Here is a 25,139-nt window from a genome sequence, read left to right as displayed (position 1 = left end):
ACCGCAAACACGAAAGCAATAACGAAAAACGCTATCCAAATGTAGTTTAACACCATAATTGGTTGCAAAGTTAAGGCAAATAGATTAAGTTTTTTTTTATGAGCAGTTAAATAATGTTGTAGGGGTTAGGTTGTGAGGGTGGGGAGTTGGGAAGATGAAGGGTTAGCTTAGAGGGGGTATGGGGCGGCAAAGCCGCCCATAGGCAATGGTCCATCCGACTGGTCAGACCAGTCTGACTAGTCCGACCGGTCCGACAATAATGGCGGCCATGTGGCCACCTCATACCTTCTAAGCTAACCCTTCATCTTCCCAACTCCTCACCCTTACACCGCGGCTCTGCCGCCCTCCTCTCCTCAACTCCCCACCCCCACAACTTCAAAGCGGCCCTTTCATCGGGTGAAAGGGCCGCTTTGACAACACCAAAGAGCCGCTTTGGGCGGCTCAAAAGGCAGCTTTGAAAATGCAAGATTGGAGAGACGCGACTATGAATAGTTTGTTATAATTTATTACTCTTCATTTAAAGGGAGTAAATTCTACATCTAACAAGAGTAAAATCTACATTTAATAAGACTAAACTCTACATCTAACAAGACTAAACTCTACATCTAACAAGACTAAACTCTTCCCTTAAAAGGAGTAAACTTTCATCCCTCCAACCTCACAACTTCTTTACTTAAAAATTCAGTTTCACGGCAGCTCCGGCGACGATCCACGCACGGGGCTGGGGAACATTGCCCACATCCACATACTTGCGGGCGGTAAGGTTGTTGCCCTCAAGGTAGACATTCCAGCGGTCGGCAGCCCAATTGAGCTTGGCGTCGAGCAGACCGTAGGTGCCGTAGCGATGGCTTTGGCCCTCCAAATCGGTGTAACTGCCCATGCGATGTTGCAGGCGGTAATTGACGTTCAGCTCCAAACGGCGCCACAACTGAAGCCGGGCATGGGCCACAAACTTATTCTTCAGATACTCCAAAGCGTAAAGGCTCTGTATGCCGGAAGGCTCATTGTGGTCCTGATCGATGAAACAATAGCTCACCCCAAGCTCCTTAACGAGGCGCTGCGAGGGCACGAGGCGCAACATGTCGAGCTTCAGGCGGGTTTCAAAACCCAAAGCCCTGATATGGCCGAAGTTGACCGACTTCCATACCAAAGCGCCCGTGTCGTCCTTCTCCCCGTCGCTTATCCAGTCGATAAGGTTCGTATGATAGTTGTGGAAAACGGACGCCGAGGCCGTCACCGCGTCCGAAGTATAGCGCACGCCGGCCTCCAAGGCTTGCAACTCCTCGGCCTTCAGGTTGGGATCGGCCATGTGACCGTCTTTCTTCAGGTACAGTTCGGTGACCGAAGGAATGCGCAGCGACGTGTTGTAACTGGCAAAAACTTTCAGTCCGTCGCCTATTCTGTAGCTGGCGTCAAGGCTCGGATAAACCTTCATCGGCCGCTCACCCCAACTGTTTTTCACGGCGATGATACCACCGGAGAGGGTCAGCCGGTTCAAGAGAACGTTGTGTTCGAGGACGAACTGCGTGTTCGTGCGGTTCAATCCCTTGGCATAAACCCGGTCGGTGCCGTGTATCGACCGTGCCTTATGGAGCTTTTCACCGAGATTAGTGCTCACAAGATCCTCGTTACGAAGCTCCGCCGCCACGGCGGTGCGGCCCAATGACCAGTCGACATAGGCGTTCAGGTTGACTCCCATCACGTCGGTGCGGTGGTAATTGAACGGAATCTTACCCGTCCGGGCGTCGTCGCCACGCAGCAACTCAAAGCGATCGTACTGATGGTGCCAGTACACCGATGGGCGGAAATGTACCCGTCCGCGGCGTGTCTCGGCCTGAATGGCGGTATAGGTCTTGAAAGTATGCTCGAATTGATTGTCAAACTTCGGGCTGTAAAAGGTGCTCGAGCCAAAGTCTTTCAGGCTCATGCCCGCATGCCACCTTACGAGTAAGTCCTCGTTAACGTAACTTCCCTGATAAAAAGTCTTCACGCGACGGTAATCGGTATTGAGCTTTCCCTTGGCGCTACGGGTGTAACCATCGCTCCGGGCATAGCCCGCGGAGAGTCGGTTGCGCCATGGCCCGCCGGCCACATTGGCTCCCACACCGGCGCTCAGGTAGCCATAGCTGCCGCCTTCCACGTGAGCCGTCAGGCCGGAATGGGCCTCCGATTTCGTAACAATGTTGATGGCGCCGAGCAACGACGACGTTCCATAGACCCGTCCGGCCGGTCCTTCCAACACTTCGATACGCTCTATCTCACTGATGTCTACGGGGAAATCGGCCGCGTTGTGGCCCGTTTGCGGGTCGCCGATATTGATTCCGTTGAGCAGAATCGTGACCTGTTCGTAGTTACCGCCCCTTACGCTCACGTCGGTCTGGGCCCCTATGGCCCCTCGTTGCCTGACGTCGACGCCCGCGGCGTACTTTAACAGATCGTTTACACTTTGTACCGGCGCCGCCTGAATGTCCTCGCGGCTCAGTACAGTTACCATTCTCGCTTGCTGGCTCTGCGTCAGCGGCGCCCTCGAGCCGGTGATGTTCACCTCCTCGAGCGTCTTTTGCCAGCGGTAGGTAGAGTCGGTTGTCACCTTGGTTACATCGGTGCTGACGCTGCCGGCCTTAGCGTAGGTCAGCGTGGCGACACTCAATGTGCCGATGAGAACCTCTCTTCCCAAGCATGCAAAGAGGGAGTAGCCATGGTTTGAGAAATGCTTAAACCGCAGCGTCCCGCGCTTGTTGAAAATTGATTTGTACATAAAAATTTAAATAAAGGCCAATGGGCCACTATTCATAATCGGCCGCAAAGGTAGTAAAATATTTTTAAACGCCCGGCCGAAGCAGGCCTTTCATCGCCCCAAAGGGCTGCTATGACCCGCCCGAAGCTGCCTTTTGAGGCGATGAAAGGGCAGCTTTGGTTTTTCCCTTAAAGTTTAATAAAAAAGCGACATTTGTTTTGCCACACGGGAATTAAAGCGTAACTTTGCAGCCGAAATAGTGTCGCAACCGTTTGATTGTGACGTAATTATAACTTCGGAAGGTCTTTAAGCCCAAATAATTATGGCTGGGAGGGCTGCTGTCCTTCCAGCTTTTATTGTATAAAAAATTTGAAGACATTTGAAGAATTGGGCGTCAGCGAGAGCATTCGCCGCGCCATCGAAGAACTTGGATTTGAGCAACCCATGCCCGTCCAAGAAGAAGTTATCCCTTATTTGCTTGGTAATAAAAACGACGTTATCGCACTGGCACAGACCGGTACGGGCAAAACGGCGGCTTACGGATTGCCCGTGTTGCAGAAGACCGCGGCCGACGACCGTACCACACAAGCCGTTATCCTTAGTCCTACACGTGAGCTTTGTCTGCAAATATGCGACGACCTCAACGCGTTTTCCAAATACATGGATGGCATTCACGTGACCGCCGTGTATGGAGGAACCGACATCGGCAGTCAGATTCGCACCCTGCGCCATGGCGTGCAGATTATCGTGGCCACGCCGGGACGCTTGGTTGACCTCATCAACCGAGGCGTGGCACAGCTTGACAACGTGAACAACATCGTGCTCGACGAGGCCGATGAAATGCTCAACATGGGATTCTCGGAGAGTATCAACGCCATTTTCGAGCAGTTGCCCGACGACCACAACACGCTTCTTTTCTCGGCCACAATGAGCAAAGAGGTGGAACGTATCGCCAAGAACTACCTCCACGACTACAAGGAAATTGTCGTTGGATCGCGCAACGAGGGCGCCGAGCACGTCAATCACATCTATTACATGGTGCACTCCAAGGACAAATATTTAGCCCTGAAGCGCATTGTGGATTTCTATCCCCATATCTTCGCCATCATCTTTTGCCGCACGAAGATAGAGACACAAGAGATAGCTGACAAGCTGATCAAGGACGGTTACAACGCCGAGGCGCTCCATGGAGACCTCAGCCAGCAGCAACGTGACCTGACGATGCAGAAGTTCCGCCAGCACACCGTGCAGTTCCTCGTGGCCACCGACGTGGCGGCAAGAGGATTGGACGTGGACGATTTGACCCACGTCATCAACTACGGACTGCCCGATGACATCGAAAGCTACACCCACCGGTCGGGTCGTACCGGCCGGGCAGGCAAGAAAGGCACCTCCATTTCTATCATCCACACCAAGGAGAAGTTCAAAGTGCGCCAGATAGAGAAGCAAATCGGCAAGGATTTTGTCGACGGTGAACTGCCCAAACCTGAAGAGATTTGCAAGAAACAGCTCTATAAAGTGATGGACGACATCATGAAAACCGACGTCGATGAGGAGCAGATAGCCCCTTACACGGTGGAAATCATGCGTCAGTTTGAGTATATCGACAAGGAAGATATTATCAAGAAGATGGTCACGGTGACCTTTGGTAAGTTCCTTAACTACTATAAGAACGCGCCCGTTATAGAGAAACCGGTGAGCGGTCGCAAAGCCGAGCGGGGCGAAGGACGCAAGGACAGCCGTAAGGATGGCCAGCGCCGCAAGCACAATACCGAGGCGGGTTACAAGCGTCTCTTTATCAATTTGGGTAAAACCGATGGCTTCTATCCCGGCGAAATCATGCAGTTCCTCAATAAGAACATGCACTCTCGTCAGGAAGTGGGTCACATAGACCTGCTTCAAAAGTTCGCTTACATCGAGGTACCCGAGCAAGATGCCACCAAAGTTATGAAGGCTTTGAACGGCGCGGAGTACAAAGGACGCGAGGTAAGATGTAACGACGCCGACGAGGGAGGCCGTGGTCGCTCTGCCGGCACGGGCCGCGGAGAAGGTCGCGGTGGTCGTCAGGCCGACCGCGGACGCAGCCGTGGCAACGATAACCGTGGCCGCCGAGAGACCCCGAGAGGCAATCGCCGCTCACGTGAGTTTGAAGAACAAACCGATTGGCGGGCCCTTATGAGTGGTCAGCCCCTGAAACTGAAAGGCGCCGAGCCCGACTTCAGCGAGGAAGGATGGGCACGCCGCAAACCTAAGAAGAAGTAAGAGCGGGCCCGATAGGCCCGGTTGTAAGGGTGAGAAGTTGAGAGGATGAAGGGGCAAAGCCCCCTTGTACTGCGGCAAAGCCGCAGATGGAAGGCGTCAGCCATCAAACTAGTCCGACCGGTCTGACTTGTCCGACTAGTCTGATTTCTACCAATTAGCTCCTCACTATCTACCAACAACAAACCAAAACATTAGCAAAATGAACATAGGTGTATTTTGTTCGGCCAACAATCAGATTGATTCGGCCTTCTTCGACGCCGCCGAAGCCCTTGGGCAATGGATGGCCCAACACCATCACACGCTCGTTTACGGCGGCTGCAACTTAGGCTTGATGGAAATCATAGGCCAAGCCGTACACGCCGGAGGCGGCACTACCATCGGCGTGGTGCCCCGCCTTGTGGAGCAGACAGGCCGTGTGAGCGACGCCGTGAGCGTAACAATCAGTTGCGAGGACCTCACCGACCGCAAGCAAATCATGATGGATCGCAGCGATGTTTTCGTGGCCTTGCCCGGTGGTATCGGCACGCTTGACGAGATATTCACCGTGGCTGCCATGCACACCATAGGCTATCATGCCAAGAAAGTCTATCTTTTGAATCTCAAAGGGTTCTACAATCCGTTGGCCGCCATGCTCGAAGAACTCGACAAGGATGGCATGATAAGAGGACATTGGCAAACCTATATAGAAACCGTCGACACGCTTGACGAACTCTTAAAGAAGCTGGCTTAGGCCGGCTTCTTTGCGTTTAAGGGGATGGGGCGGCAGGGCCGCCGGTGTAGGGTTGGGGAGTTGGGAGGATGAATGGTTTGCTTAAAGGGGGTAAAGGCGGCAGGGCCGCCGGTGGGCAATGGCCCATCAGACTTATCGGACTTGTCGGACCGGTCTGACTAGTCCGACAAAAACTACAAAGCATTTAGCCCTTTACTCCCAAATTCCTTCGACACATAGTTGTAAATATCCTTACAACACTCTGCTGAAAAGAGCTGTCCGGTGGCGATGCAGCCGTCCCATTGCTCCTCCGAAAGCCCACCGACAAGCTGCTGACGGGTAATTCCGTGCTTGATAAGGCCATAGATGAAGCCGGCGTTAAAGTTGTCGCCGGCGCCTATGGTGCTCACAACTTCGCCATCGCGGGCCACCTCGTAGGCTTTGCGAAAGCCATTCTCGGCCCTCACGACGATAGGATTGGGACCATCGGTGCAAATCATTTTCTTGCAGTAAAAGCTGATTTCGGCCGTATAAACACGGTCGGCCTCGCCCATTCGATAAAGAATGGCGAAGTCATCGCTGCTTCCCCGCACGACATCGGCGAACTCCAAGTTCTCAATAAGGTTGGGAGTAATCTTCAACAGCTCATCTTTGTGCGACGAACGATAGTTAACATCGTAGTAAAGAATGGCCCCTCGGTCACGCGCATACTCCAAAAAACCGGCCACCTGCGGCCTTACCACGGGATTGACAGCGAAGAACGACCCGAAAACAACGATGTCATCGGGATTTACCTCGGGATAAACGAACTCCAACTGATCGTGGGGATGGTCCTTGTAAAACAAGTAATCAGCGTTGTTATGCTCATCGAGGAACGCCAATGAAATGGGCGATTTGCTGTCGGGAAACACGTTTACATGGTCAGCGTTGACGCCATTGTCCTTCAAGAAGTCAATGACATAGCGGCCCACCCGGTCGTTGCCGGCCTCTGAAATGAATGTGGTATTGACGCCGGCGCGGCCCAATGAAACAATGGCATTGAAGGCCGAACCGCCCGGAACAGCGCTGACGGGCTGCCCATTTTTGAAGATGATGTCGAGAACAGTCTCGCCTATTCCGATTACTTTACGCATAGTTTAAGTCTGAAAGGATGATTACCCGGCGGCCAAAGAGCCGCCATCATGCGCAAAATTAGCGCAAATATTTCGATTACATGCAAGCCAAAAGCATATATTTCGGCCATGAAGCGAAAGAAATATTGGCAAAATGGATTAACTTTGCACGCACTATGGCATATCAAACGTTCACGCTCGACAACGGACTGCGTATCATTTACCGGCCCGATAGCTCACCCATCGTCTACTGCGGCTACCAAATCAACGCCGGCACACGTGACGAGGCACCCGGCGAGGAGGGGCTGGCCCACTTCTGCGAACACACTACTTTCAAGGGCACTGCCCGCCGACGGGCATGGCATGTGCTCAATAGCTTGGAGAGCGTGGGCGGCGATCTCAACGCCTTCACCACCAAAGAAGACACCGTTTACTACGCTGCCATCCTGAAAGAACACACTTCCCGGGCCATCGACGTGCTGACCGACATCGTCTTTCACTCGGTTTATCCGCAGCACGAGATAGATAAGGAGGTGGAAGTTATCTGTGATGAGATTGAAAGTTACAACGATAGTCCGGCCGAACTCATATTTGACGAGTTTGAGAACATGATATTCCACGGCCATCCTTTGGGCCACAACATCCTCGGAACGGCAACCAACGTACGGCGATTTACCACGGCCGACGCCCTGCGCTTCACCCATCGACACTATCGGCCGGCCAATTCCATCTTCTTCATCGAGGGCGATATAGATATAAATAAGGTGGTACGACAGCTTCAACGGGCCGATTGGCCTGCCTTTGACACAGTTTCTGACACCACGCCCGAGAGCGTTCCGCCCACCGATAGCGACCGTCCGACTTCCTCATCGCCCATCATCATTGACCGCAACACCCATCAGGCCCACGTCATGATGGGCACTCGGGCTTACGACATTCACGACGAACGCCGCATGAGCCTTTATCTTCTCAACAACATCTTGGGTGGACCGGGCATGAGCTCACGGCTCAATCTGGCCCTGCGCGAGCGCCACGGACTTGTCTACACCGTGGAAAGCACGATGGTAAGTTACAGCGATACGGGGCTATGGGCTATCTACTTCGGCTGCGACCCGCACGATGTCAACCGCTGCCTGCGCCTCATCCGACGCGAACTTGATAAGCTCATGCAATCGCCCTTGACCGTTTCGCAATTGGAAAAAGCCAAGAAACAACTCAAAGGACAGATAGGAGTGGCCTGCGACAACCGTGAGAACTTCGCCCTCGATTTCGGCAAAAGTTTTCTTCATTACGGCTGGGAGAAGGACATCACCAGCCTCTTTAAAAACATCGACGCCATCACTTCGGAAGGCATTCAGCAAGTGGCCAATGAACTGATGGGGCCTGACAAAATCACCACATTGATTTATCAATAGCCCCATTTTGGCTCACCCATGCCCCGCCTTGCTCACTCCAAATTATACGTATGCACGCTGGTGCCCTGCGCCGACGGCAGATAATTGATTCCCCACCAGCACATTTGCAGCAAAACAAAGTTGATGAGAAGTATCCACAAGGCCACCTTGGCGGTGGATTGGCGGTTTAGCCGGTAGTGGATATACACCAAATAGGCCAGCCAAGTGGCCGCTGCCCATGTTTCCTTTGGGTCCCATGCCCAATAAGTTCCCCACGCCTCTTTGGCCCACAGTGCGCCAAAGAGCATGCCGATGGTAAGGAACGCCCATCCCACATATACAAGGTTATCGCAAATATCAAGCTCTTCCTCGCCTTGTTTTTTCTTGAAGAAGAGCAGATAAACGGCCATTACGAAGGCCGCACCCAGCAAAGCATAGGCGAACATGTAGACGATTACGTGGGGCGCGAACCATGGACTTTGCAGCGCCGGCATGAGAGTTTTGTTGTGAATCTCGGGCTTAAAGAGGTTGATACAGATGAAAACAGCCGATAGAATGGTGGAAAAAGAGAGTATCCACTTGTATTTCCAGCGACTATAAACGATGATTCCCGCCAGCGGAAGGAAGAAACTGTACCACAAACGGGTCTCACCCATGGTGCGCAAGGGCGGCCGCTCGAGCGACATCCATAGCAAGACAATGAACGCGAAGAACACCATCAGTCCGCCACCGGTGGCCGCGAAGGCTGTGATTTTCTTGTTTTTCCACGCCGCCCATGCGCCGATAACCCATAGAAGCAGCGATATGATGGCAAAAAAGATAAAATAATTCCAATTCATAGGTTTAGTTTTGTTTGTGGGTGGCGGCCTGAATAAACATGAGGATGGCACCTATCAATATCATATAGATACCGAAATAAATGGCGGGAATCCACGGGTCGCGCACCAACTCAAAGATACTGAGGTTGCTCCACTTACCCATCTGCTCGTTATAACTCAACTGATAAATCTTCCAACCGGCTATCGTGAACGGCTTGTTTACCTCAATGGTGGCGTCAACGCTTTGCCCATCTTGCGTGAAAACGGTCACATCGGAGGCGAAACGCTCCGGTTCGCGGTTGGGCATGACCAATGTATGGCGTTCATCGAGCGCCAATCCCTGATAAGGAAATTGATAACTGCCACATGTAACCCATCCTTCAACCTTCTTACCGGCCTTCGTGGCCCGCACCAATAGGGCACACTGGGCGCCCTTACCGTCGAAAGGAATGTAGCCACCCTTGTTCAACGCCTGCCCCAAAGAGTCCATCCGCATGCGTCCTACCATCTCACTCGGCATGTTGCCCATCATCTTTGCCATCATTTCGGGCACGGCATTGTCGATGCGTTTCACGATGGCGATGTCCCAATCGAGCAGTTTTCCACCTTTAAAATCCTTGTCTATCAGCACGTGCGCCGGCTTCTTGACGGGTTGGGGAAGCCCTTTGTCATCAATCATCATGAGCTTCGGCGGGTATTCATCTATGGTAAAGCGGTTCAACTGGATAGCCAACGGCAGTTCCTTTACGTCTTGTCGCTCGTCGAGCACACGCCATTCGGGCTTTCCTTGCTCACAATACATCTTCGTACGCTGCATGTCGGCCGAGCCGAGGGTGGCCGTCGTGAGCACGAGAAACAACCCCGCATGGCTTATAAGCGACGGAACAGCCCGCTTATTTAAGTGAATCAGCTGGTGAAGCATGACCTCCCCCACGATGACAGTCATCCAAACATAGACCAAAATGAACGGCCAGAAGTTGAGCATTTTGGTCAATCCGAACACGTCGACAGCCGGTTTGCCTTCAGCCACCTGCTTTGTCAGGCCCATGATGACGGTCAATAGGGCCGCGGCTGCCAAGGCCGGAACGGCCGCCTGCACGCTTGTCATGAACCGAAAGGCATACACCCGCTTGCGCAAAGCGTAGGCCATGACAACGAATAGCACAAAAACAGCCAGCACAATGATATTGGCCGGCCACATAAATATCTTCCATTCAAGAGGCCCCACACTATATTGCAGCATGAGACCCACTATCGTGAGTCCCACGGCAATAGCTGTTCCCTCTTTATAATTCCAAGGTTTTGTCCACATGATTGGGTGAGGTTGATAGGTTGTAGAGGTGGGGAGGTGGGAGGATGAATGGTTTCTTACCTTATTATAATTATATTTTAAAGAAATGATATTCCATTTTCAGCGAAACGAAGAGCCATCTTCTATCAAATGATAATCAGTCTTCAACGAAATTAAAAATCGTCTTTTGCTAGATGATAATCACTCTTCAGCCAAATGATAACCTATCTTTAAAACAAACTATTCATCCTCTCAACTCCCCACCCCCACAACTCTTTACATAGGTTTTGTTATAAATCGTTTGTTCTTTCGGGCTTGTTCTATCCACTTAGGCACGACAGTATCAACGAATTGTTGCTTTTGTTGCTTCATCTTAACGGGGTCAAGACCGATATAGCGCTGTGCTTTCTCCTTGGTAGAAACGTCGGGTAAGGGGATAACCTTGGTCCATCCGTGGCCGGCCACTACACGAGTACACTCTAACTGCGCGTCTTTGGCGAACTCCATGGCGTCGGCCAAGAGCCTCATCACTTCTTGTGGAGCGTGGAAAGCGGCACCATGGCTGGCCAAAGCATAGTCCCAACGCCACTGGCTCTTGCGTATATCCATCAGTGCTTTCTGCATTTCGGCCTCGGTAGCACCGTGCTTCCACGCGAATTCCGCATAGAGGTGGGCCTTTCCCAATTCGGCTTCCATTCTCATGGCGAGGTCATATACCTTCTTCTGACGCTCATAAACGTTCTCTCGAAGGGTCTCCGCGTCCTGACGATGGCAGGTTTGGCAGGTGCGATCGATGTTGGCCAAGGGGCTCATAATGTGGTGATCGGTGAATTTAACGCCACCTTCCTGCTTGTAAGGCATGTGACAATCGGCGCACGAAAGGCCGCGCTGACCGTGAATACCCTGCTTAAACATCTCGTAACCCGGGTGTTGCGCCTTCAGAATCTTGGCGTGCGACAGCGGGTGAACATAGTCATAGAAGCCCAGACTGTCGTAATATTCCTCGGCAGCCTCGCAGGTAAGACCCTTGTCTTGTGGGAATTTCAGGTACTGATGGTTCTCTTTCTCAAAGTAATACTCGGTGTGACACTGGGCGCAAACCAGCGAACGCATCTCCTGATGGCCGGCTTTATTGACGTCCTTTCCTGCCCTTGCCCACGCCTCATACAAGGCCGGACGAGCCGGACGCAGGTCCATCGTGCGGGCGTCGTGGCAGTCTGAGCAGCCCACGGAGTTCATCACCTCCGCTCCCCAGTCACTCCATTTGGCGCCATAGTAGGCATTGAGGCCTTTCTCACGCATCAACCGGGGCACATCAGGGCCCTTACAAGTCCAACAAGTACCGGGCTGCATGTCGTCAGCACCATCGATTCCGGGATTTCCCGTGCGCAGAATCTTCTGCAAATCCTCGATACAATGACGATGACCTCGGGGCGTATTATACTCCCGGGAGAAAGCGTAGCCGGCCCAATTGATGACGATATACGGATTCATAGCCAGCACATCCTTATCGCTGGAGCCATTGTAGCGGCTCTGAAAAGTCGTGTCCTCCGTCATGGCCCACGTCTGATACTCACGCGGATAGTCCTGCGCGAACTTCTCGTTTTGCGAAACGATGGAGTCGGTAAACATCGTCCGCTTGTTGTTAAACACGCTTACGACCTCTGCCCGGCGCTCGAGCAGTGAGGAACAGAGCAGTCCCAGTACAAAAACAATGACCATGACACCTCCGAAGAGCAGCCATCCTTGCCATTTCTTTAATTGCTTTGCCATATTTTTAGATATTAAGTTTTAAAGGGAATAGGTAATCAATCAGAGATAAACATTAACTGTCGCCAAGCATTTTACGCAGCCATTGGGGCACCGGCGATGGCGGAATGGGCACCTGCGACTCGGCGTTGGGCGTGCTCGTCAGGGCGTTCATGCCGCCGTGGGGCACGTTGCGATGGCAATCCCAGCAAGCCATTCCCTCGCCACGCTTGGCCATCATGTAGTCCATACGGCCCGTTTTGACAAACTCGGTGTTCAGTTGTTTATGACAACGAATGCAGTTATCCATGATGACTTCGGAGCTTGCGGTCTCCGCTTTGATAGCCTGATGTTCGGAATGGGTCACAAAGTAGGCCACATGTTTCATTCCGTCAATGCCCTTGAAGCCGTAATGAGCCGCTATGTTGTCGTTGGGCACGTGACAATCGTTGCACGTAGCGTCGCGCCCATGTGACGAATGAGACCACGTGGCGTAGTAAGGCGTCATGATATGACAGTTGACACAAGCGGCAGGATCGTCGCCGACGATATATGTGTGCATTCTCAGGAGGTAGAGAAAAAGGAATGTCAAACCGACAATTACACCACCCGCAACCAGCAGAAAAACCTTCTGTCGATAACTGAAAATGTCCTTCCATGTGGTCAGTTTATGCCAATTCATAGATTAATAGGTTGATTCTATTTCACAAATATATGAAATTAAGAGATAAGTATTTGTAAAGAAAACAGAAAAAAATCCTCATTTATGAGGATAAAAGCCATGTTTTAATCCTAATAAATGAGGATAGTCGTAAATTGTAAACTACCAGATAGCAAAATGGAGGAGTAGGAAGGGCGCCATCACCGCCCACTCCTCATCCTCCTTCATAAACCAATCCTCCTTTCATTCAGCGTCGGACCAGTCGGACTAGTCGGACTGGTCCGACCTTAACAAAGCCTCCTACTGCTTTCCCCACACCTCGTTGGCCACAGACTGAACCAAGTCTATCTTGGCCCACTGCTCTTCCTCGGTGAGCTTATTGCCAATTTCGCAGGAAGCGAAGCCGCACTGCGGGCTGAGGTAAAGCCTGTCGAGCGACACGTATTTCTCGGCCTCAAAGATGCGCTTGATAAGCTCCTCGCGGCTCTCTAATGCCGAACGCTTGGTCGTAATGAGGCCCAACACCACCTTCTTGTCCTTCGGAATGAAGCGCAAAGGCTCGAAACCACCCGACCGCTCGTCGTCAAACTCCAAGTAAAAGGCGTCCACATTCTCGCCGGCAAACAAGTAAGGACCCACCGGCTCATAGCTTCCCTGACAAGCATAGGTAGAATGATAGTTGCCACGACACACGTGCGTGTTGACCACCAAGCCCTCGGGCTTACCTTCAATGGCCAGATTGTTGATGTCGAGGTACTTCTGCGCCTCACCCTCCACGGTGAAATCGCTGCCGGCCATCAGCTTCCAAAAGTCCTTATCGACGATCATTCCCCACGTGCAATCATCGAACTGCACCGTCCTACAGCCAGCCTCGTAGAGGTCGCGGAGCACCTGCCGATAAGCCTCGGCTATGTCTTCGATGAGCTGTTTGCGGTCGGGGTAAACGCTGTCGGTCGTCTTTCCGTTGTCGCCCCGGTAGAGCTCGGCCAAGAACTGGGCCGGAGCGGGAATGGTTTGCTTGGCCACTATGCCCGGCTCCTCAAACTGATGAACGAAGCGATAGTCCTCCACGAACGGGTGATTATGGCCCGATATGCGCCCCGTGAGCCGCAACGAGCCCTTCGTCGTCTCCTCGCCGTGGAACTGATAGCCGTGCTCCAGCTCTATATGCTCCACGCCTTGGAAGCCCCACATGAAATCGAGGTGCCAATAGCTGCGGCGAAACTCGCCATCGGTAATAACCTTCAGGCCGTGGGCTTTTTGGCGGGCCACCAGCTCGGTGATGAGCCTATCCTCAATGGCTCGCAGTTCGGCGGCGCTGATTTTGCCTGCCTCGAAGCGGGCACGGGCCTCTTTCAATTCTGCCGGGCGCAAGAAGCTGCCCACGATGTCGGCCCTGAATGGGGCGTGAATGCTGTTGTTGCTCATAATTTTCTCTCCTATAAAATAATTTGTTTGTTAATTTTCTGAGCGCAAAGGTAGGGATTCCGAAAAAGAGAAACAAATTTTTCCGCTATTTCAGCAAATTATACTAATTTAGCCGAAAATTAGCTATTATAGCAGAATATTATTCTGTCAAAACCACAAAACAACGTTATGAATACTACCGAAACGCTGGATGATATTGATATAAAGATACTCCGCTTGCTCCAAAAGGAATCGCGCCTGACGGTCAAAGAGCTGGCCGCCCGTGTCAACCTCTCACCCTCGCCCGTCTTTGAGCGTCAGAAGCGCCTCGAGCGCGAGGGCTACATAGAACGCTACATGGCCGTGGTCAACGCCAAAAAGGTGGGATACGGAATCATCGTCCTATGCAACATACGCCTCAAACAGCACACCCACAAACTCATTCAGGAGTTTATGGACGCCGTGCAAAACATCAGCGAAATTACCGAATGCTTCAACACCAGCGGCGATTTCGACTTTCTCATCAAGGTCTATGCCCGTGACATGAAGGATTATCAGGACTTCATGCTCAACACCTTGGGTAACATAGAGTGCGTAGGCAGCCTCCACAGCATTTTCGTCATCGGCGAGGTGAAGAGCACCCGTGGCGTGCCCGTCAAGCGGTAACGCCATTTTTCGTCCCCCGCCCTTCCTTGCCCCCGGCGCCATCCCCACACGTTGGTCCTACCAAAGCAGCCCTTTCATCCGCTCAAAGGCCTGCTTTGGTCGGCTCATTACGGCCCTTTCATCGGCTCAAAGGGCAGTTTCTGAAACCGCCCCGCCATCCTTTCACCCCACAAAGGGAAATATTGAGCAAGACAAAGCAAAATATTTAGAAGAATAGAAAAATAAATACAAAGCTAAGAAAGTATGTATTTTCAAAAGTATAAAAATAGCTATGAAAGTACAAAAGTAAAGTTTTTGAGAACGCGCCGATAACATGCCAAGGCTACATAACCGAGACATCACAAGCCCATAAGTCATAAAACAAAAAACGACCAACCGAAGTTGATCGTTTTTTTGTTATCTGAAAATGCGTTGTGGGCAATGTTTTGCCCACAACGGAGAATAGCTCCCGCGCATCAATAGCTAGGCTGAACGGTATCTACCCAATATCCTCGGTGCAGCGCCTCATTAGCCTCGTCAAGCCAAGAGAAGATACCCCAAATCATATTACCGTCGTTCTTAATGATTTCAACGGTCACGGGCTGGTTAGAATAGTTATCGTTGTTATAGTTGAAATCGAGTATTCCATCGGTCTTCTTTCCAACCGAACGACCACCGGAGAAGTTGATTTTAAGGTAATACCAATTGTAATAATCGAAGCCATAACGTACCTTTCCAACACCCAAATCTTCATTCAGATAGTCGTAATAATCACGACCGTAGTTGCTTGCATCAAACGCATAGGTTCGTTCCTTGATGTTTTTGATAGCCTCTAAGTTCTCTGCCGTGAAAGCCTCTTTCGACGATTTAACCGTAACTTTCACCTGCGCCTGCAGGCCGGTGATGTCCTTCACGGTAAGCGTAGCAGTGAAATCTTTAATGCGTGAACGGGCAGTGATGACGAGCTGGCTGGTCTCTTCGTTCACTTCACCTGACACTCTATCATTATCGGACTCAACTGTGTAACCGCCGTTACCCTTTACTTCGAGCCTTTCCCTACCTTCTTGGCCCAAAGGAGTGAGCATTTCAAAGGATTCTTTGCTAATGGTCATCACGTCGGTGGTGTACACACTGACGCAGACACGGCGATAACGGCTGTTCTTATCGCTGACAACGAGGTTGGTCATTCCATTCTTGAAGCCCTCAACCATCAGCTTATCGCCCTCTTGGGAGACTTTAGCCACGGTGGTATCGAGGACGAAAGCCCGGTATTCACCGCCGCCCGAAGTAATGTCAAGCGTAGCTTTGTTCTCGGCACCGACCTTTACTCTGACGGTATCTCCCTTGAGAGTCAACGCCGGATATTCAATCTTTGCCTCCGGCTCCACGGGCTGCGGATCATCATTGTTGTCGCAAGCGATGAAGCTCATCGGCAGCAACATGGCACCCATTGCGTATAAAATATTCTTTATTTTCATGATTCTTGATTTTTTAATCGGTTATTTTACCCAATCTTTCTGATAGAATCGGCCGTCCTTGTTCTTCGTTACGACCAGCTCATCCTGATAAAACACGCGGGCCATTGCCTGCATAGACTGCAACTGACGATAGTAGTTGCTGCGGTTGGGGTCCATGGCGAAGATCATGTGAGCACGTGAACCTTGGTCTACAAGGCTTTGCAACGCCCCTGCATTAGAGAAGTAACGGCCGGTGTACTCTTGCGAGTAAAGTCCTAAGTGGCTAAAAGGCATGCCGGGATAGTCGCCCGTCACGTCCCAAGAATTGCCGTAGTCATGGAGCACATAGTCGATAAACTCACCTGCGGGAACGCCGTCCACGGTCTGTCCGGAGGGCGTACTGCCATACTGATAGACTATCATGTCACGGTCGGGCATAATGCGTTTGATCTCGTAATAGAGCCTTGCGATAGCCGCATTGCTCCGATTGACGAAACCGGGCACGCCGTAAGCCTCGCCATAGTTGGAGTATTCATCGTCAAGCATTACGCCATCGAGGTCGTAAGCGTCGCAAGTGGCCTTGATTTCACGGGCAAAGTCCTGCGCCGTTTCCTTGCTTAGGTTGGCCACTCCGGAGCGGTCGTGGTTGCCAAGTACCGAGAGATACACCTTCATGCCACGGTCTTTCAACGGCTTGAGATACTTCATGCGGTTGCTGAAGATGGCGGTATTGTTCTCATTGTGGGAGAGGTAAACACGTCCGGTCTTATCATTGTAGTTGATGTTGGACGAGAAGAGGATGACGCCATCAATGAGCGGAGCGCCCGTTTTCTTCAATGTAAAGCAGAGGTTGTTGAGCGGGTTGGTGTCGTTTACCTCCATACAACTGAATACTTTTACGGGTTCGGTGGCCTTACCTTCCTTGTCGTAGGTCACTTTATCCTTAACTGAAGGCAGCGCCGTGAGGTCTTTTACGAAGACAATCTTGGTCTGGTCAATTGTTGGAAGTGAGCCCTTACCCGATGTAACCTTCATTCTCAAAGGAATGGCGTAGGTAGATTCATGGCTCTGTTGGCCGTTCGACTTGAGCTTAATGCTCAAAGGCGCCGACACGGTTTGGCCCTTGGCGAGGGTCATCGTGCCGTCAAGAGTCAGCTCACTCTCGGGAAGCGCCTCGAACTTGTTGCCCGTTGACTTGTTGTAAGCCTCGAGCACGCTGGCGTCATAGGTAGCCGTAACGACTGCGTCGGCCGTAGCGGCAAGGCTACTGTGTACATTGAACACGACGGTTGCCGTGTCACGGAACTCTACTTTGGAGAAAACACGACGGCCTTGGTTGTCAAGAATAGAACCGATGACGCCCTCTTCACCTATACTATATCTGCTTTCGTCGATCATACCCACGTTGACATCGTTGTCGCTGCAGGCAGTGGCAAGCATGCCCAGTGCGATGAAAGCGCATGTTTTGAATATATTTTTCATCTTCATTGTTAACTATGGTTTAACATTATTTCTTTTCCGGCAGGCTCACCGTCTTCCATGTGGGAGCGCTGGCGGCCGCAAGATCGTTGCCATTGCCGGTGTGGTCGGCGATAACAGAGCCTGCGCCCTCGTCGAATTTCCAATAAGCGACGAGGTCTTCGCTCTTCGGATCGACACCGTAGAAGTGGTTTTTGGCGTTGATTTCCTCAGGAGTAAGGATCTTCTTCCATATACGTGCCTCGCAAATCTGGCCTTCCAACCAGCGGTTATTGTCGTAAGAACGGCCCACATAGAAGTCATCATTGCCCCAGTTTACGCTGCCGCTGTAGCGACTTTTCTGTGTACCGCCCTTGTGAACGCCATTGATGAATACGTCGGTAGCGCCATTCTCATTGTTGAAAGTTACGGCTATGTGTACCCATTCGTTCGTGGGCACGGTCCAAGCGGGGTCGGTTACGTTGCCATTACTTGTGGCCAACTGTATCTGATTGTCGGGAACATTCGCGTCACCGATACGAATCAGGAACCTGCCCTCTATGCCCATGATAGTGCTGATGAGCTTCTCAAACTTGCTGACGTTGACCAAGCACTCTACCGTTATTTGGTGCAGGCCGTTCATATTGAGTCCTCCGGACTTCAACGCCAAGTAGTTTTTCGTGATGTCGGCTGTGCTGTTGACCAGCGCGCCGCCCTTGAATACGAAGTAAGCGGTGTTGGCGCTGCGCAGCACATCAAAGGTACTGCTCTTCACAACGACCGGTAACACGTAGACAAGGTCACGGTCGAGATTGCTCAAACCTTTGAAGTGAACCGTTACGTCGCTACCTTTCAGGGCACCGGCGGCTATCTTCGAGGTGGGCTCCTCAAGGGTATAAAGCGTGTCGGGCAGGGCAACGGCCGTGGCACCGTACTCTTCATTGTACTGCTTTACCTTGCTCATATCGACTGCGTAGGTAATTGTGATGTCCTGCTGTTCGGGCTTCGCGATGGCGGTCTTGATAAGTCCATCGGCCGTATCGGTAGTACCTTTCACCAAAATGGTGTTCACCTTCTCGGTGGTGACAAACGCCTTATTGTCGTAAGTGGCTGTGTCGTCGTCTGAACAAGCCGTGAAGCCGGCGCAGAGGGGCACTGCCAACAGCAGCAATGTGGCCTTTTTAATATCTTTAAGTTTCATAATTGTCGAAAATTAAATAAGTTTTAAATTTCTGCTTCGTGTTATCTTACACTGGGATTGACGCTCTGAATGAGCATTCTAAGGTGGTGATAAACGTCCGTGGGGTAGAAATAATCGTCCTGAACGTTGAGCACGCCCACTGCCGACATGGTGATACCGGAGTGTGGGGCGGGTGCCCATTCTGCCAAACCCTCGACTGCCAAGCGACCGTCGGCCAAGTAGCCAATGCTCTTGTTGGGGTCTTTCAGGCTGAAGTTGTTCACGATCATACCGTATTTCTCGGCAGGTACGCCCTCTGCTATTGACTGTGCGAGGATGAACGACAGGCGATCGGTGTCCTTGGCGTCAACACCTGACAAGAAGATGGCACGGCAGTCTTTCGTCAACGCCGGGTCGATGAGGTTCTCGGGATTGCCTAAGAACAACATCATCTTGTCGGCATGACGGCTCTTCCAGTCGGCCATCAGGTTGATGAAGATACGTTCATTAGCGGTATATTCCTTGAGTTCCTTGGGCAACATGTGGCGACGGCTCTTGCCGGTATAGGCTATGCAGAGGCCGTCGTAGCCATATTTGTCAACAAAACTTACCGCCTTTTCGAGCGAATCGACCAAGAAGCCCTCGAAATCAATGCTCACCGGTTCTTCCTCCGTGGCCAATTCGAGCTTTGCGTTGTAAGCGGCTTTGATGGCGTCGAAGTCAATCGTGTAGATTACTTTGGTGCCTTTCTCCTCACGTACCTTATTAATATCGGCGCGTTCCCAGTCGGCTAATCCGTCGGGAAGGTTGAGACTGACGACATCAACGCTGTCGGGAAGGTCGGTAATGTGGTTGGCACGACCGGTCGGAACCTTGTTACTGTTGTCAAACGTTACGTACACCAACTTGTGTGCGCTTTGCTTGTATTGACGCAGATTGGCCAGATATTGCTGATAGAGCTCGGGATTCTGCGCCTCGATGGAGGCTTCGTTAATCCCCAGAGGCTCGGTGTCGGTGTCGCAAGCCGTAAGACCTAACGACAAAGTCAGCGCGGTCAGGGCTGCGATGCTGTATTTTGATATAATATTTTTCATTCTATGAAAGTCTTAAAATATGAAGGTCTGCATGTAAATTACTTCTTTTTAGCCCACCATAAGTCAGTAGCCATGTTGTCAGGACCTGCCAAATATTCACTGACAGCCTGCTGAACGTTGGCTGCGTTGCTGGTGTATTCGTCGAGCGGATAAGGCAAACGACGGGGTCCGCGCTGCGAATCTACGATACCACCGCTGGCATTTCCATCGCCCGTTGCGGGCAACAGCACCGGGAATCCCGTGCGACGAATCTCTGCCCAAGCCTCGTTGGCGTTCTGCCAATTGGCTATCCACTTCTGAACCATGATGCGTTCGAGCTTCTCATCGGGTGTAGCGCCCTCGTCCCATTTCACGGGTATCAGCTTAATAGCACCATTAAAGGTATTGATGTTGGCAGGATCTTTGTAAGTAATGGTACCCGGCAAGGCGTCAGCACCTTGTGCCATGTACTCTTGTGCGCCATCTACGCCATACTGCTCGAACGAGAGTTTGATTCCATCTTCATAGAACTTCTTGGCGTCACCACCCATTTCAAACCCGTGGATAGCCGCACCCTCGGCACGCAGGAAAGCCACCTCGGCGGCATTCATCCATTGCAATGGGTCGGACGGAGCTACGTTGATACCGGAGTATTTACGGGTTACAGAGTTAGCGGGAATGACGATTCCATGACGCAATCCCACGTAAGTCTGCGGGCCGGAAGTAGCCCATTCAGAGGGAACAAAGTACTTGCTACGACGTGCGTCGTTGTATCCGTTCATGTAACAGATAAGGTCTGCCGCGGCATGAGAGTCACCTCCGGTCTTGCAGTCAGCAGCCTGATTGTAGCGACTGGCCACATAGAGGGGGTTCTGAGTGGCTCCGAAGTAGTTCCACTGTGCGTTTTGGCTGTTGTTCTCGATAAGACCTCCGTTGGCGGGAGCTACCGCTTCCTCGGCGAATTTCTTGGCTTTATCGGGCGCAACATTACTAATACGCATGGCAAGACGCAACTTCAACGAGTTACCAAAGCGTATCCACTTGCTGATGTCGCCACTATATACGTAGTCGGCGCTGGCAGTCAGGGCCGCACCGGGGTGCTGGCGCATGAACGTGGTGGCCCAAGTAAGCTCCTCGAAGAACTTATCGTACACGGCCTCTTGGCTGTCGTAAGGGATTGAAATCTTACCATCCTTGCCTATCTTTGTGTAAGGTATGGGGCCGTAAGCGTCGGTCACGCGGCTCATCGTGGCCACCTTAATGACTGTAGCCACAGCCAAGGGGATAGAATCGTGGGTATCTTTCACCACGTCTTGCACGATGGCGAGGTTGCTATAGAGCACGGGGATGATGCGATCGCTACGGAGTAACACGTTACCCCAGTCGTCACGGGGAATGAAACGGCTCAAGGCGCGGTCGTTGAAACCCTCGTTCGAGTCAGCGTAATAGCCGCAGAAAGGACCTGCCATGAGGCATTCGGTGAACTGGGTCGTATTAACATCGGGTGAAACAACGCAGCCTGCCATGTTATTCATGACCGAACCTACCACATAATCGTCGGCAGTAAGGTCGCCGGGCTGGTAAGGATTGGAGTTTATCTCTCCGTAATTATCAGTACAAGCGGCTGCTCCAATGGCAACAGCGCCGGCAATCAGATAGTTAACTATTTTTGTTTTCATTATCGTAAGAATCTCTATTGGTTAAAATTTTACGTTCACGCTGAAACCGAGATTTCGTAAAGAAGGCATGATAAAGTAGTCAATGCCCTGATAGAAGTTCTCCGTAGAGGCTACCGACTCGGGGTCGAAAGGAGCCTTACTGTAGAGCATGAACAAGTTGCGGCCCACGAGTGACAAGCGAACGTCGCACACATTGCCGAGCCATCTGCGGGGAACGGTGTAGCCTAAGCTCACTTCCTGCAGGCGAACATTGGTGGCACTGTAGGTATAGTACTGCGCTACGGCCGTACCACCGCCTATTACATTGTACCATGTTTCGGGGTCTATGCGGTCATTTCCATTGATAGAGGCGTAACCCATGTCACGTGTCAAGGCTGAAGATTCCGACACTCCGTAGTAGTCGAGCATGGCTTGCGTACGTGAGAAGACCACGCCGCCCAAGCGAGCGGTTATCATGAAGCCCATATCGAGCTGACCATAACGCAGGCTGTTGCGCCAAGCCATGTTGCCTTTAGGCAGCACACTGCCCAACTTAACGTACTCTGCGGGGTTTGCAATGGACGTTGCGGTAATCTGACCTTTCTCATCCACGTAGATCTTACCATTGCTGTCACGCTTCAAGTCGGAGAGAGAATAGAGGTCACCCATGGTTCCGCCCTTCTTCAAAAGGAAGCGGGTGTTACCCAGACCACCCATGTTGAGCACGTCGATGGAGAACTTCTCGCCCGTAACGGGGTTGGTGGCGTTGTCTGCCAGCTCAAGAATCTTGTTGCGGTTCATGGAATAGGTGAAGCCGGTTTCCCAAGAGAACTTGCCCCATGTGTTGTTGTAACCCAACGAAAGCTCAAGACCTTGGTTGCGCACGGCACCGGTCTGGATGTACAAAGCCGAGTAACCTGACACGGCAAGACGAGGATTGAATGTCTGGTTCTTGGTCTTCGCGTTATAATAAGTAATGTCGAAGTTAAAATGTTTCAGGAAACGTGCGCTGATACCGGCCTCGAACGACTCTGTGCGCTCGGGCTTCAGGTTGTACACGGGATACTGGGTTGAGGTAGACCAAGACTGCGTTGAGCTGTTCCACTCATAGCGAGGATTGGCCAAGTAGCGGCTGAAGGGGTTACCCACAGAGGCATAAGACCCGCGAACCTTCAAATAAGAAAGGTGGTTCTTGTTAAGATTTGGAATCAATTCAGATACAAGTACCGACATACCTACCGAGGGATAGAAGAACGACTTGCTCTTAGAATTGGGACCGGCCAACTGTGACGGCCAGTCGTTACGCCCGGTCAGAGTAAGGTAATAAATGCTCTTGTAACCTACTTCGGCCGACCCGTAGAGCGATGTTGTGCGCTCACGCCATCCTGCCTGCATACGAGAGGAGCGGCTGGCGCTGAGGTTCTGAATGGCGAAATAGTTGGTAAGGCCCACCGGTTCGCTGCCAAAGGTGGCGCTGCCGTCGGCAATCGGACCGCCCACTGACATCTGGTCCATGCGTGTGTCGGTGAAACTACCACCCACGTTGGCCTGCAATGACCAGTCGTCACCAAAGCGCTTGTTCATGTTAAGCAGGAAATCGGCGTAGAGTTGCTTGTTCTTTGTATTGGCCACACTGAAGAAACCACGGTTTGAAGCGCCCGTAAGCTGGGTGTTGGTGGTGGCATGGAATTTCTCCGTATAGTCGTTAACGGAGTTATCCAAACGCACTCTGGCCGAGGCGGTGAGCCAAGACAACACGTCATAACTGAGGCTCGCGCCCAACATGTAGCGGTCTTTCTTGTTCTGACGAACGTTGCGATGGTTAATCCAATAGGGGTTCTGCATGGTCATACCGGCGTCGCCCACGGGCCAATACTGCGTATTGATCTTACGCGCGGCGTCGTAACGCTCGTACATCAAGATGTCTTCCCAGTCGTTGCCACGGGGGAACAGATAAGCGCCCAGCAAGGGGTTGTTGTACTGACCCTGATTAATCATGTTGCGGTCGTGCTGCCTTATGTAGCTGGCATTTACGTCGAGGGTCATCTTATCGTTAAGCATGGACGTGGTGTTACGCACGTTGAAGTTGTAACGATCGTATTTATTATTAGGTGTAATGCCACTTGAGTTGACGCTGGCCACCGACGCGTAGGTTTGGTTTTTCTGCGAACCGGTCGACATCGACACGTTGTTCATTTCCACCAAACCGGTCTTGAAGTAGTCGTCTTTGGGATTATAGCCGTAATTGTTGCTATCAACCAACTTGCGTCCCCAGCTCATCGCCATGTTATCGGGCTGCAAGCGGCTGCCTGTGCCATAGCGATTTTGGAACTCGGGCATGACGAGTGGCGTAGAGAACTCGGTGCTGTTAGAGTAGCTCAACTGCACTCTGCCTTCCTTACCACGCTTGGTCGTGATGACGATGGCACCGTTAGCGGCCTCTGAACCATAGAGGGCAGCGGCGGCGGCACCGGTCAATACCGACATGGACTCAATGTCCTCGGGGTTTATATCGGCTATAGGTTCCGTGGCACCCTGCGATCCAAACTCGGTAGCGCCGGTGTTGTTGCCGGTGTACATGGGCACTCCGTCAATCACGTAAAGGGCGTTGCTCGACTGCATGATACTCTTCGTACCACGCATAACCACCTTTGAGATACTACCGGTACCACCTGACGAGGCGTTGATATTCACACCGGCAACCTTTCCCGAGAGGCCGTTGATGAAGTTGGCGTCCTTGTTTCCCACCAGCTCATCGCCCTTTATCTGCTGCACATTGTAGCTGAGGGCTTTCTCCTCACGCTTAATGCCGAGGGCCGTAACGACCACCTCGTTAAGTTCTTTGGCGGTGCCGGCCGTCATGGTGATGTTGTATCGGCCGTTGGGCGTCACGCGAATGTTCCTTGTCTCGTAACCGATATAGGATATTTCAAGCTCCGATCCCTCGTCGGCCATGAGCGTATAGCGGCCGTCAAGGTCGGTGATGGTACCGCCTTGTGTGCCTTTCTGACGGATGGTGGCACCGATGATAGGTTCGCCCTGCTCGTCCCTGATGACGCCGGTAACCTTTCTTTTCGCGCCTGCTTGCTGCGTGCGGGTTGTGTTTTGTGATGTAGATTTGGAAACGATGATGTTCTTTCCCTTGATTTCATAGGACACATTTTGCCCCTGAAGAATCTGGGCAATGGCTTGCTTGACATTCTTCGCGTTAACGTTGACTACCTTCTGCATGTTCAGGTCGTCAGCTTCAAACACAAAAGAATAGCCGCTCTTTTGTCTGAGTTCGGTCATGGCTTTCTGCACGGTGACATTTTTCATGTTCATAGAGACACTCTGTGCCGCCATGTTCAAATTCAGACATAACAGGAATGCGGTCACGAGTAGACCTTTTCTCTTGCTATTCATTCATTTAAAGATTAAAAGTTAGTGATTGTTTTTCTTGTTGTCCGGGCTTTTCTTTTGGGCCGCGGGCAGTTTGGTTTAGGTACGGCGGCGATGTTCTTACGCTGCCGAGGGGTTTTGTCAGGT

Annotated in this window: 17 protein-coding genes; 4 read left to right on the top strand and 13 right to left on the bottom strand. The window is 51.8% G+C overall.

Annotated features, from left to right (window positions below):
* Window positions 1–673: 673 nt before the first annotated feature.
* Window positions 674–2,758, bottom strand: a complete 2,085-nt coding sequence (locus VIR50_RS03000) for a TonB-dependent receptor (RefSeq protein ID WP_331933666.1) — start codon at window positions 2,756–2,758, stop codon at window positions 674–676.
* A 348-nt stretch (window positions 2,759–3,106) separates the two neighbouring features.
* Here VIR50_RS03000 and VIR50_RS02995 point away from each other — a divergent pair, with 348 nt between their 5' ends.
* Together VIR50_RS02995 and VIR50_RS02990 are read left to right on the top strand one after the other, a co-directional pair.
* Window positions 3,107–4,999 carry a DEAD/DEAH box helicase gene (locus tag VIR50_RS02995; protein ID WP_331933665.1) on the top strand — a complete coding sequence of 631 codons (1,893 nt, stop codon included), beginning with the start codon at window positions 3,107–3,109 and terminating at the stop codon, window positions 4,997–4,999.
* A 199-nt stretch (window positions 5,000–5,198) separates the two neighbouring features.
* A complete protein-coding gene (locus tag VIR50_RS02990; protein ID WP_331933664.1) occupies window positions 5,199–5,729 on the top strand; it encodes an LOG family protein in 531 nt (176 codons plus the stop codon).
* 173 nt (window positions 5,730–5,902) lie between these two features.
* Here the strand turns inward: VIR50_RS02990 and VIR50_RS02985 are convergent, their stop codons facing one another.
* A complete protein-coding gene (locus VIR50_RS02985) occupies window positions 5,903–6,841 on the bottom strand; it encodes a carbohydrate kinase family protein (RefSeq protein ID WP_331933663.1) in 939 nt (312 codons plus the stop codon).
* A 155-nt stretch (window positions 6,842–6,996) separates the two neighbouring features.
* On the opposite strand from VIR50_RS02985, the gene VIR50_RS02980 reads away from it, so the two are divergent.
* On the top strand, window positions 6,997–8,235 hold the full coding sequence (locus tag VIR50_RS02980; RefSeq protein ID WP_331933662.1) for a M16 family metallopeptidase: 1,239 nt from the start codon (window positions 6,997–6,999) through the stop codon (window positions 8,233–8,235).
* Between the two features lie 32 nt (window positions 8,236–8,267).
* Here VIR50_RS02980 and ccsA read toward each other — a convergent pair whose 3' ends face one another.
* From ccsA to VIR50_RS02955, 5 genes are all read right to left on the bottom strand, one after another.
* Window positions 8,268–9,053, bottom strand: a complete 786-nt coding sequence (gene ccsA, locus VIR50_RS02975) for a cytochrome c biogenesis protein CcsA (protein WP_331933661.1) — start codon at window positions 9,051–9,053, stop codon at window positions 8,268–8,270.
* A 4-nt stretch (window positions 9,054–9,057) separates the two neighbouring features.
* On the bottom strand, window positions 9,058–10,344 hold the full coding sequence (locus VIR50_RS02970; RefSeq protein WP_331933660.1) for a cytochrome c biogenesis protein ResB: 1,287 nt from the start codon (window positions 10,342–10,344) through the stop codon (window positions 9,058–9,060).
* Window positions 10,345–10,599: 255 nt separating this feature from the next.
* Window positions 10,600–12,096 carry an ammonia-forming cytochrome c nitrite reductase gene (gene nrfA, locus VIR50_RS02965; RefSeq protein ID WP_331933659.1) on the bottom strand — a complete coding sequence of 499 codons (1,497 nt, stop codon included), beginning with the start codon at window positions 12,094–12,096 and terminating at the stop codon, window positions 10,600–10,602.
* A 52-nt stretch (window positions 12,097–12,148) separates the two neighbouring features.
* A complete protein-coding gene (gene nrfH, locus VIR50_RS02960) occupies window positions 12,149–12,754 on the bottom strand; it encodes a cytochrome c nitrite reductase small subunit (protein WP_331933658.1) in 606 nt (201 codons plus the stop codon).
* 279 nt (window positions 12,755–13,033) lie between these two features.
* Window positions 13,034–14,161 (bottom strand): 5-methyltetrahydropteroyltriglutamate--homocysteine S-methyltransferase, encoded by a 1,128-nt coding sequence (locus VIR50_RS02955; protein WP_331933657.1) that lies wholly within the window; start codon window positions 14,159–14,161, stop codon window positions 13,034–13,036.
* Between the two features lie 168 nt (window positions 14,162–14,329).
* Here VIR50_RS02955 and VIR50_RS02950 point away from each other — a divergent pair, with 168 nt between their 5' ends.
* Window positions 14,330–14,806: an Lrp/AsnC family transcriptional regulator gene (locus VIR50_RS02950; RefSeq protein ID WP_331933656.1), complete on the top strand. Its 477-nt coding sequence runs from the start codon at window positions 14,330–14,332 to the stop codon at window positions 14,804–14,806.
* A gap of 455 nt (window positions 14,807–15,261) precedes the next feature.
* On the opposite strand, the gene VIR50_RS02945 is transcribed toward VIR50_RS02950, so the two are convergent.
* From VIR50_RS02945 to VIR50_RS02920, 6 genes are read right to left on the bottom strand one after another with little or no spacing between them, the layout of a single operon-like run.
* Window positions 15,262–16,263, bottom strand: a complete 1,002-nt coding sequence (locus VIR50_RS02945; RefSeq protein ID WP_331933655.1) for a hypothetical protein — start codon at window positions 16,261–16,263, stop codon at window positions 15,262–15,264.
* A 21-nt stretch (window positions 16,264–16,284) separates the two neighbouring features.
* Window positions 16,285–17,724, bottom strand: a complete 1,440-nt coding sequence (locus tag VIR50_RS02940) for a BT_3987 domain-containing protein (RefSeq protein ID WP_331933654.1) — start codon at window positions 17,722–17,724, stop codon at window positions 16,285–16,287.
* A 25-nt stretch (window positions 17,725–17,749) separates the two neighbouring features.
* Window positions 17,750–18,901 carry a DUF1735 and LamG domain-containing protein gene (locus VIR50_RS02935; RefSeq protein WP_331933653.1) on the bottom strand — a complete coding sequence of 384 codons (1,152 nt, stop codon included), beginning with the start codon at window positions 18,899–18,901 and terminating at the stop codon, window positions 17,750–17,752.
* A gap of 41 nt (window positions 18,902–18,942) precedes the next feature.
* Window positions 18,943–19,974 carry a glycoside hydrolase family 18 gene (locus VIR50_RS02930; protein WP_331933652.1) on the bottom strand — a complete coding sequence of 344 codons (1,032 nt, stop codon included), beginning with the start codon at window positions 19,972–19,974 and terminating at the stop codon, window positions 18,943–18,945.
* Between the two features lie 38 nt (window positions 19,975–20,012).
* Window positions 20,013–21,632: a SusD/RagB family nutrient-binding outer membrane lipoprotein gene (locus VIR50_RS02925; protein WP_331933651.1), complete on the bottom strand. Its 1,620-nt coding sequence runs from the start codon at window positions 21,630–21,632 to the stop codon at window positions 20,013–20,015.
* A 21-nt stretch (window positions 21,633–21,653) separates the two neighbouring features.
* On the bottom strand, window positions 21,654–25,016 hold the full coding sequence (locus tag VIR50_RS02920) for a TonB-dependent receptor (RefSeq protein WP_414703521.1): 3,363 nt from the start codon (window positions 25,014–25,016) through the stop codon (window positions 21,654–21,656).
* Between the last annotated feature and the right edge of the window lie 123 nt (window positions 25,017–25,139).

This window comes from Prevotella sp. (genome assembly GCF_036570325.1).
GTDB lineage: Bacteria > Bacteroidota > Bacteroidia > Bacteroidales > Bacteroidaceae > Prevotella.
The sequence above is the reverse complement of the archived record's forward strand: the minus strand, read 5'-3'. Positions and strand labels throughout refer to the sequence as shown.

Excerpts from the sequence above, each read along its gene's own strand:
- VIR50_RS02970 (WP_331933660.1), bottom strand. The coding sequence starts at position 10,344 with ATGTGGACAAAACCTTGGAATTATAAAGAGGGAACAGCTATTGCCGTG.
- VIR50_RS03000 (WP_331933666.1), bottom strand. The coding sequence starts at position 2,758 with ATGTACAAATCAATTTTCAACAAGCGCGGGACGCTGCGGTTTAAGCAT.
- VIR50_RS02925 (WP_331933651.1), bottom strand. The coding sequence starts at position 21,632 with ATGAAAACAAAAATAGTTAACTATCTGATTGCCGGCGCTGTTGCCATT.
- VIR50_RS02990 (WP_331933664.1), top strand. The coding sequence starts at position 5,199 with ATGAACATAGGTGTATTTTGTTCGGCCAACAATCAGATTGATTCGGCC.
- nrfH (WP_331933658.1), bottom strand. The coding sequence starts at position 12,754 with ATGAATTGGCATAAACTGACCACATGGAAGGACATTTTCAGTTATCGA.
- VIR50_RS02935 (WP_331933653.1), bottom strand. The coding sequence starts at position 18,901 with ATGAAACTTAAAGATATTAAAAAGGCCACATTGCTGCTGTTGGCAGTG.
- VIR50_RS02950 (WP_331933656.1), top strand. The coding sequence starts at position 14,330 with ATGAATACTACCGAAACGCTGGATGATATTGATATAAAGATACTCCGC.
- VIR50_RS02920 (WP_414703521.1), bottom strand. The coding sequence starts at position 25,016 with ATGAATAGCAAGAGAAAAGGTCTACTCGTGACCGCATTCCTGTTATGT.
- VIR50_RS02945 (WP_331933655.1), bottom strand. The coding sequence starts at position 16,263 with ATGAAAATAAAGAATATTTTATACGCAATGGGTGCCATGTTGCTGCCG.
- VIR50_RS02985 (WP_331933663.1), bottom strand. The coding sequence starts at position 6,841 with ATGCGTAAAGTAATCGGAATAGGCGAGACTGTTCTCGACATCATCTTC.
- VIR50_RS02980 (WP_331933662.1), top strand. The coding sequence starts at position 6,997 with ATGGCATATCAAACGTTCACGCTCGACAACGGACTGCGTATCATTTAC.
- VIR50_RS02955 (WP_331933657.1), bottom strand. The coding sequence starts at position 14,161 with ATGAGCAACAACAGCATTCACGCCCCATTCAGGGCCGACATCGTGGGC.
- nrfA (WP_331933659.1), bottom strand. The coding sequence starts at position 12,096 with ATGGCAAAGCAATTAAAGAAATGGCAAGGATGGCTGCTCTTCGGAGGT.
- ccsA (WP_331933661.1), bottom strand. The coding sequence starts at position 9,053 with ATGAATTGGAATTATTTTATCTTTTTTGCCATCATATCGCTGCTTCTA.
- VIR50_RS02930 (WP_331933652.1), bottom strand. The coding sequence starts at position 19,974 with ATGAAAAATATTATATCAAAATACAGCATCGCAGCCCTGACCGCGCTG.
- VIR50_RS02940 (WP_331933654.1), bottom strand. The coding sequence starts at position 17,724 with ATGAAAAATATATTCAAAACATGCGCTTTCATCGCACTGGGCATGCTT.